Origin of the sequence: Hyphomonas sp. BRH_c22 (assembly GCF_000961795.1) — a bacterium.
Lineage (GTDB): Bacteria > Pseudomonadota > Alphaproteobacteria > Caulobacterales > Hyphomonadaceae > Hyphomonas.
The window spans coordinates 1-5871 of the sequence record NZ_LADU01000009.1 but is presented as its reverse complement, the minus strand read 5'-3'; the positions used below and the strand labels follow the sequence as shown (position 1 = coordinate 5871).

The window sequence follows — 5871 nt, the reverse complement described above, 5'->3', positions numbered from 1 at the left end:
TCAACGCGAGTTCTTCGAGCTTTTCGAACGATACAACGAAGCTATCTGGCCGCTCCAGGTGTTCGCATATGTCCTTGGTGCAATCTCAGTTCTGGCCACGTTTTCCTCCCATCGTTTAGCGGGAGTGATTTGCCTGAGTTCTCTGGCATTGCTCTGGGGATGGACGGGTGTCGCCTACCACTGGGTGTTCTTCTCTTCGATCAATCCGATTGCGCCGGTATTCGCTGCAGTGTTCGTGGGCCAGGCGCTCATTCTCGCCTTCGCTGCGATACGAAGGCCGCCGCAGTTTTCGACGAGAAGCAATGTCATGACCCTGGCAGGGTGGGGTTTGATCGCCTATGCGGCTGTCTTGTACCCGGTCCTGAATGCGTGGCTGGGACATCCTTATCCTGGCGGTCCGAGCTTCGGAGTCACGCCTTGCCCGCTTGTCATCTTCACCTTTGGCGTACTCATGCTGTCTTCGTGGCGCGTGTCGTGGATCCTGTTCATCGTGCCCTGTGCATGGTCTGTCATTGGTGGGAGCGCAGCCTTCCTGCTGGGCGTCGTGCCAGATTTGGCAATGCCCACAAGCGCGGTATTGGCCCTTGTGATGAATGCGCGCAAACCGGTCCGTCGGCCAGGATGATCCCTTGATCACGCGCCGATGCCCGAATGTCTGCATTCGGCAATGAATCGCCAGGACGAAGATGAGCCTCAACCGGTTGAATGCGATCTCAGCGGCGCTCTCGCGAAAAACTGGCAGCGGTCAGGCAGGCATTGTAAGGGGAACCGGGCTTGAGACGACGCATCCAGACGTTTATCCTCTAAAAATGGCCAAAAATTCGTTCCGTTACTTCAAGACGTCACCCGAGATCATCCAGCTTGGCGTACTGATGTATGTTCGATTCCCACTCTCACTTCGCAATGTCGAAGACCTTCTCCACGAACGCGGCATCGACATTTGCCACGAAATCATCCGCCTTTGGGTCGACCGGCTCGGAACGTATTTCGCACTCAAGATTCCGGAACCGCATTCCGAAGATGGACGTGCGAAATATCCCGCCTCCCGTGGGCGCCAAGTCTGCAGAAGTTCGTCTCAATCCATTCGTCAGTGTACAATCACTTCAACTTCGAAAGGCACATCAACACCAGAATCCAATTCAAACAAAAAGGAGACGCCGCGCTTCGCGAGTGGCGCGACATTCTCGTCGCCTAGCACCTGCTCGTCCGCGAATAATGGAGACTGGTTCGCGTTAGACTGACAGCACCAAGCGGGGTCGTCCACACATGACACCACCAGTGGTGCTGCGAGTGACTGAGATGGATTGGCTTTCGTGTATAAAGACATCTCATCGGGTAACGATGTCTCGTTTCATGGGCGCCAATTTGGCAACCAACTTGTTCTGCACTGCGAAAGGAACACCCTCTGTGTCCATGGCTGCCTGCAAACTTTCGACAAGCGCGTTGAACTCGCGGGTGGATATCCCCTGGTCCTTATGGGCGTCCATCATGTTACGGCCTGTATATTCGCAAGGTCCGCCAAGAAGATAACAAAACTGTTCTTTCAGTGTCCGGCGCAAGCGGACGAGGTCAGATGCACGAAAAATACCCTCAATGCGCGGGTCCACAATTATACGGTCCACGAGATCATCCACGATGCGGTCTATACCATCCTGTCCGTGAAACGCAGCGAAGACATCCGGGTTTTCGACAGGTTGCGCCCCTGCATTTTCGTTTGATTGTTCGTAGGCATCAACAGGGAGTTCACCGGGCAAGACTTCAGCGGCGGCGACGATAGCTGTCAGGGTGGAAATGAATAGCGCGATTACGGGACGTAACATTTCAGAATCCCACCTGAAATGAGAGATAGAGACCGCGTTGGTCATCAAATGTGGCAATAGATCCGAGGTCGGCATAGGCGGCCGATAATGTAATACCCTCATTCACTGCATATGCTGCGAACAGGTCGAACCAGTCATTCTCTTCTGCAAAGGCAAGTTGATCGGGTTTGACGCGATACTCTCCGCCGATGATCAGGCGTTTGCTGATCAGGTATCCCACTGAGACTTCGGGGTAGAGGCCAGCGTCTGTTGTGCCGCCAAATCCTAGCAAGCCGTTCTGGTTTGCGTCTGTGTAACGCAATGTAGCGCTAACGAGCAGGCTGTGGGCCAGCAGCAGCTTTGTGGCGGAGGCGTACAGCTCGATCCCATTGTCGGATTCCGCACCTAGGGCAGACAGGAGGTCGCCATCGTCAGCGCTCTTGTACGAAAGTCCGACTGCAACTTGGGGAACCCATTTGTCCTGATCATAGATTGCATCTCCTGCGACGCGAAGCTTTGCAGAAAAAACATCCTGTTCAAATGTATATCCATCCGTCAGACCGAGTTTCGGCCCGGTGCTCCCTGTATCGAAGGACTGATGTGTGTAACTGACTTCGAGACGGTCGTGCAGTCCGACAGCGCCACCGTAAGAGACAAGTTCAAAATCGGGAAGCGAGACATGTGTGGCATGCGCTGTCGCGCCGATTCCGAGATTTGTTTCATTTCCCGCAATGAGTGCCCATGGAACGATGCCGCCACCACCCAGGCCATCAACCGTGGAAATCCCTCGTGTCAATAGCAGCTTGCCGCCTTGTTCCAGGCCTTGGGCATTCGCCCATGCGGGGCAGATCAATGCCATAGAAATGAATGCAAGTGTTGAAACTGAATTTATCATTTGCGCCGTCGGTCCGGGCTTCTATTTGCCCCATTCGTAAATTGTTCATGCTGTGTGCGATGGGTATCTAGACGATGAAGCTTAACGGGATCGTAAACCATATCTGGGACATACGAGTATGCGTATCCTGCTTTCATTATTGGCCATTTCGCTCTTGGGTCTTCCGGCATTCGCCCATGACCTTCAGCTTGCCGTTGTCGATGCGGCGGGAGAACCTGTAGCGAACGCCATTGTGCTGGTGCCAGCATCAAAAGACTTGCAGGCTCCACGTTCATTCGCCTGGCCGAGCGTAATGGAACAGAAGAATATTCAGTTCTCGCCTTATATTCTGGTCGCGCCAGTTGGAAGCGAAGTGCAGTTTCCAAATCGTGACCGGGTGCGTCACCATGTATATTCATTCTCGAAGGGAAATCGTTTCGAGCTCAAACTCTATGGGCGCGAGGAGACCCGCTCCATTGAATTCGACGCCACCGGCATTGTCGCGGTGGGCTGTAACATTCACGATAACATGATCGGCTATATCCGGATCGTGGACACGCCATTTGCCTTGCGGACTGACGCAGACGGAAAGGCTATTCTGACGGACCTGCCGATGTCCACAGGAAACGTGACCGTCTGGCATCCAGATCTTTCCGGGGGCAAGGATGTGACCACGGCATTCGACACGCGTGTATCGGAAATGACGGTCACCATGAGTGGTTCCCTTGCAAAATCCTCACGTACGCCTCACTAAACGGCGTGCAATTCATGTTTCGCAAGCTCAAAACAAAACTGACTGTAGCATATGGCGGACTGCTGGGATTGATCCTGATCGCGGTCGCCGGTGCGGTTTACCTGTCCGTCCAGCACACGGCAAAGGAGAACGTGCGCGCTGAACTCAAGGCGACTGCCTCGGTCTATGAGCGTCTCTGGCAAATCAACCAGCAACAACTCGCCGATAATGCCGATATTATGGCGCGTGATTTCGGGTTTCGCGAAGCTGTCGCGACTCAGGATGCTGAAACAGTTGCGTCAGCGCTGGACAACTTGCGCAATCGTCTCGGTCTTTCACGAGCGTTCCTTGTATTCGAGGACGGGAGCGGACTTGAGGCTGGAAACAGTGCGACTTTTGATACGCCCGCGATCGTACTGGCTGCGGTCAGGACCAATAATTACGCGAGCGGCCTTATCCCGATTTCTGGCATACAATACCAAGCGGTTGCGGCGCCAATCATGGCACCTGTGCGCGTAGGCTGGGTCATTTTTGCGACGGAGCTTGATGCGGCGGAACTGCATGAACTCGAGAGCCTTTCGCCTATCAGCCTGAAGGCTTCAATCGTCGCGGCAGACCCTGACGGTAACTTCAGCATACCGGAAAATCCTGTCCATGCCATTTCGGCGCGAACCCCGCTCGAGGGATTTGGTGAACTGCCTGCTGGGGTGCTCCTGCTTGACTACCCAATATCTGCTGCCATGGCGCCCTTCAAGCCCATGCTTTTCGCTATTGCTGCACTCTCCCTTGCGGGGCTGTTGGCATTGTTTGTCTGCAGCTGGTTCATATCGAAAAGCCTGACCTTGCCGATCACGCGCCTTGACCGGGCTACGCGTCAGCTCGCTAGCGGCGTGCCGGTCGATTTCGAAGTGGAAAGTATTGATGAGATTGGCCGTCTCGCTGAAAGCTTTCTACAGATGGCGCACGAAATTGAGACCCGCGAGCGAAGTATCGTGAAGATGTCGCTTACGGATTCCGAGACACTTCTGCCCAACAGACGGGCATTGCAGCAGGCGATAGACCAGCTCAAAGTGCGAGACGATGGCGACTCTGAGTTTTGCGTTGCAATTGGCATTGACCGCCTGACGCATATCAGCACGGCGATTGGCCAGTCCGCAACGAATGAGCTCTTGGCGAAATTTGGTGCTCGCCTTGAAAGGCCAGGCGTCATTCATTCCATCGGGCTTGTTGGTGCCGATATGATTGGTGTACTGATTTCGGCCTCTGATGGGGGCGCGGTAGCTGAACAGGTCTCTGACCTACTTCATGCAGCGTCCGATCCCATACTGGTTGCGGGAGAAAAAATCGACATCACGTTGAGCGCTGGCATCTGCCAAATTGGCCTCCACGATGTGCCCGGTCCTGTTGACGAAGCGATTGTTGCGCTTCAGCAAGCACGCGTCCAACGCCGGCGGCTGCTAATATTTGATGCGGAGGCGTATGGGGATCCTGGAGGAACGCTCTCTTTAATGAGTGACATGGTGGCCGGGCTGTCGGATGGATCCGTCTTCCTTGCCTATCAACCGAAATATAATTGTCGTCAGCAAGCGGTGCGAGGCGTGGAAGCATTGCTTCGCTGGAATCACCCAATACGAGGATCAGTCACACCAGATCGATTCGTGGAATACGCAGAAGAAACCGGACATATAAGGCCTCTGACTCAGTGGGTGATTACTCAGTCAGTCTCTGACCGCGAGCGTCTGAGACTTGCCGGACACGATCTCAAGATGTCGGTAAATATTTCGGGAAGGCTGCTCGGCGACCCGGACTTTCTTGACTGGGCAATCAAGGAGATTGGTGAGGCCTGCGATCGCTTCTGCTTCGAGGTGACGGAGACAGCGGTCATTGATGACCCTGAAACGGCGCTTGCGAATATCCAGCGCCTCCGAAGCGCTGGTGTCGAAATATCGATCGATGATTATGGATCAGGGCTTTCATCCTTGTCTTACCTTAAACAAATTCCGGCCCAGGAACTGAAGATCGACAAGAGTTTCGTGTTGAGCCTTCAGAACGGGTCATCAGACGCGCTATTAATTAAATCAACCATCGATCTGGCTCACAGTCTGGGAATGAGTGTGACGGCCGAAGGGGTAGAGACCGAGGAAGTTCTGCGACTGCTACAAGTCATGGGCGCTGATGTAGTACAGGGATATTATATCGGACGCCCGCAGACACGCGACAGAACGCTGGCTTTGTTGAACACCCTGTCAGGAAGTCCCGGCCTTGAGGCAATCGGGCGGGGTCGGTAGCATTTCGGGGTATCATCCCAGTTTACGCGGCATCTGACCGCTCACCTGATGAACTCCGCTTCCGGGTTCCTTGCAGTCTATCGGGATGGAAACTGGGCGTGACGGGGTTCTTGATATTCGAGATTAAGAGCTACGTGAGTTCCCCTGTTCAAAAGAACTGGGTCGAGAATCAATCGG

At 54.2% G+C, this 5871-nt stretch carries 5 protein-coding genes and 1 pseudogene; 4 read left to right on the top strand and 2 right to left on the bottom strand.

What is annotated here, in order from left to right:
- A partial coding sequence (locus VR74_RS01650; protein WP_299949329.1) for a DUF6064 family protein occupies positions 1-625 on the top strand: 625 nt, incomplete at its 5' end.
- Between the two features lie 184 nt (positions 626-809).
- A pseudogene (locus tag VR74_RS20355) lies at positions 810-941 on the top strand (IS6 family transposase); the annotation flags it as partial.
- A 387-nt stretch (positions 942-1328) separates the two neighbouring features.
- Here the strand turns inward: VR74_RS20355 and VR74_RS01640 are convergent.
- Positions 1329-1820 carry a group 1 truncated hemoglobin gene (locus VR74_RS01640; protein ID WP_045693824.1) on the bottom strand — a complete coding sequence of 164 codons (492 nt, stop codon included), beginning with the start codon at positions 1818-1820 and terminating at the stop codon, positions 1329-1331.
- A 1-nt stretch (position 1821) separates the two neighbouring features.
- Complete coding sequence (locus tag VR74_RS01635) at positions 1822-2694, bottom strand: DUF3034 family protein (protein ID WP_299949327.1); 873 nt, start codon at positions 2692-2694, stop codon at positions 1822-1824.
- Between the two features lie 118 nt (positions 2695-2812).
- Here VR74_RS01635 and VR74_RS01630 point away from each other — a divergent pair, with 118 nt between their 5' ends.
- A complete protein-coding gene (locus VR74_RS01630) occupies positions 2813-3427 on the top strand; it encodes a methylamine utilization protein (protein ID WP_299949325.1) in 615 nt (204 codons plus the stop codon).
- Between the two features lie 14 nt (positions 3428-3441).
- Positions 3442-5694, top strand: coding sequence for an EAL domain-containing protein (locus VR74_RS01625; protein ID WP_299949323.1), 2253 nt, complete (start codon positions 3442-3444; stop codon positions 5692-5694).
- The last annotated feature ends 177 nt before the right edge of the window (positions 5695-5871 follow it).